Origin of the sequence: Candidatus Kapaibacterium thiocyanatum, assembly GCA_001899175.1 — a bacterium.
GTDB classification, from domain to species: Bacteria; Bacteroidota; Ignavibacteria; order Kapaibacteriales; family Kapaibacteriaceae; genus Kapaibacterium; species Kapaibacterium thiocyanatum.
Map to the genome: position 1 here is coordinate 1 of MKVH01000001.1, position 2,512 is coordinate 2,512.

The 2,512-nt window shown below is 64.6% G+C and carries 1 pseudogene; it reads left to right on the forward strand.

Going from position 1 to position 2,512, the window contains the following annotated elements:
• A pseudogene (locus BGO89_00005) lies at positions 1-2,512 on the forward strand (hypothetical protein).

A 2,512-nucleotide genomic window follows, 5' to 3' on the forward strand; every position in this document is an offset into this window, starting at 1 on the left:
TGGTTCGCAGCGATCGATCAAGGTGAACCTGAATGCACCGACGCCGCACCGTGCGGCGTTCTACCTTGGTGACGGCTCGCACGACATCGAGCTCCGGAACCTGATCATCGGCAACGCGCCGACGGCCACGGCGAGCTATGCGACGTCGCTGCCGACGGTGAGCTTCATCAACGGCACGTTCGTCTTCCAGACGGACGTCCGCAACGTCGCGGGCGTGCCGACGACCTACAGCGCCGGTATCGTCAGCCGCGCCAAGCTCCCCGAAGGGGAAGAAGGGAACAACACGGAGCGTTTCGACACGGTTCGAAACGACCGCAACGTCTACGCGGGCAACGAGATCAGCGGCTTCGGCTACGGGATCGTGACGCTGGGCATCGGCCCGGCGATCAAGGCGGGTGTGAACGAATACCGTCCGTACTACAACCAGGCGACGGTGATCGAGAAGAACCTGATCACGAACGTCCGCCGTGCGGGGATCTTCGTGGGCTTCGAAGATGGCGCGCGGGTCTCCGGCAACCGTATCTACGGTGTCGGTACGGCGGCCACGGGGGGCAGCGGCGTGGACGCCAGCGGCATCCTGGCCGGCGGCGAGACCCGCTACCATACGGTGAACCTGCTGGTGGACGGCAACGAGATCAGCGGCGTGCGCGGTGACACGTGGACGCGCGGTATTACGGTGGAACAGTGCCGGAACATCTTCCCGTCGGTGGGTGCCGCCGGCTCGAACGTGACGTTTCCGCAGTCGGCGGAAGGCACGACGATCCGCAACAACGTGATCTGGGGTCTGGCGCGCGGCAGCGCCGGCACGCACATGGGTGGTATCCACCTTCTGACGCAGCGGAACACGTCGCTGGGCGGCGTCTCGGCCCTTCTGGTGCCGGCGCTGAACAACGGCAGCTACTTCACGCGCGGTGACATGGTCGTCGGTAACACGGTGGTCATGGACAACGACAACGTGGCGGGCACGGGTGCGGTGGCCGGTATCGGCGTGCAGCACGGCAATGCCACGGTGGTGAAGAACAACGCCATCATCATGCGCGGCGCGGCACAGACGTCGTCGTTCACGCACTCGGCCCTGCTGTACGAGGGAGTGACGCTGAACAACACGACGGATCCGATGGGTGTCGTCAGCGACCGGAACGCCTATCAGCTGAGCGCCTCGGCGGCCCTTGCCCGCCACATCGAGATCACGTCGCAGAGCGAGATCATCGGCACGGGCGCGCAGGACGAGTTCATGACGCTGTCGCAGTGGCGTGCCTGGACGGGCCGCGACGTGAACAGCGTGGTGGGGAACATCTACGACGACTACGTCTATCAGGGCGTGGCTCCGAACCAGAAGCTCCGCATCCGTACGAATCCGACGCCGATCGGTTCTCTTCTGAGCAACCGTGCGGAGAAGGTCGCGGGCCTCGTGCAGGACATCGACGGCACGCTGCGCGGTGCGACGGGTCAGCTCTACGACATCGGTGCGGTGGAATTCGACGGCCGTCAGTACGTGAGCGATCTGGAAGTGATGGACATCTCGCGTCCCGGTGCGTACCGGTCGACGAACGGTGCGACGTCGGATGCGGAATACATCATGACGACGGCACCGGTGGACGTGGTGGGTCTGATCCGGAACAACGGAGCGATCACGCAGAACAATGCGAAGGTGCGCGTACGGGTGTTCCTGGAGACGGCAGCGTCGAACAACGGCCAGCTGGCGGTCCCGCAGTACAATGCGGCGGCGGTGGTGGACCGTACGGTCTCGATCTCCCTTGGCAGCGGTCATGAAGACGACGTGGCCTTCGGGATCCCGCAGTTCACGCCGCAGACGTACAGCCAGCTGACGGGCTACGTGGTTCCGTCCAGGCTGGGTGCGATGTCGGCGAATGCGACACCGCGGTACCGTCTGGAGGTGAGTGTGCAGACGGACGAATACAATGCCAACAACGTCCGGACGAAGGACGTGCGGTTCTACATCCAGCGTGCGGGTACGCGTATCCTGGTGTCCTCGCGCGGGGTGAACGAGAACGTGTACGCCGGTACGCCGACGGCGAACCAGATCGTCGGCCGCCTGAATGCCGATACGCTGGTGGCGGGCCTGGGCCGCCTTGGCTTCTACAACAGCCCGTCGACGAACCAGATGATGTACGACGTGTTCGACCGTGCGAACTGGGAACAGCGTGCGGTGGACTACCGGATGTACCGTACGGTGTTCGTGAGCGCGGATACGGCACGTCTGACGCGCTACGAGCGTGACGATCTGAGGCGGTACCTGGCGGCCGGTACGTCGCGTGAGAAGAAGAACCTTGCCGTGGCCTCGCAGGAGCTTCCGCGGAAGCATGTGGGGATGGACGTGCTGAACGACGAAGGCTTCGTGCATACGGTGCTGCGGGCGCAGACGGTGGTTCCGGGTAATCCGGTTCCGTCACTGACGACGTACAACGGTCGCCGTGTGCGGGGCGAGTCGATCGCCCGCAACAGCATCGAGACGATCGTGCGTACGGGCTTCGCCGGTGACCTGGAGCCG